The organism is Nocardioides cremeus (assembly GCF_030518195.1).
Lineage (GTDB): Bacteria > Actinomycetota > Actinomycetes > Propionibacteriales > Nocardioidaceae > Nocardioides > Nocardioides cremeus.
Genome location: NZ_JAULSC010000395.1, coordinates 1 through 233 on the forward strand (window position 1 = coordinate 1; position 233 = coordinate 233).

General features: G+C 82.4%; 1 pseudogene. It reads left to right on the forward strand.

The features are described from left to right. Window positions 1–233: pseudogene (locus QWJ41_RS21470) on the forward strand (bifunctional diaminohydroxyphosphoribosylaminopyrimidine deaminase/5-amino-6-(5-phosphoribosylamino)uracil reductase RibD); the annotation flags it as partial.

Genomic DNA, 233 nt, shown 5'->3' on the forward strand with positions numbered 1-233 from the left:
TGCGTCGTGCGCTCGAGCTCGCCGCACGCCCCGGCGCCCCGCTGCACCCCAACCCCCGGGTCGGCTGCGTGCTCCTGCGCCCCGACGGCAGCACCCTGGCCGAGGGCCACCCCCGCGGCGTCGGCACCCCGCACGCCGAGGTCGACGCCCTGGCCCGCGCCGGGGCCGAGGCCCGCGGCGCGACGGCCGTGGTCACCCTCGAGCCCTGCGACCACACCGGCCGCACCGGCCCC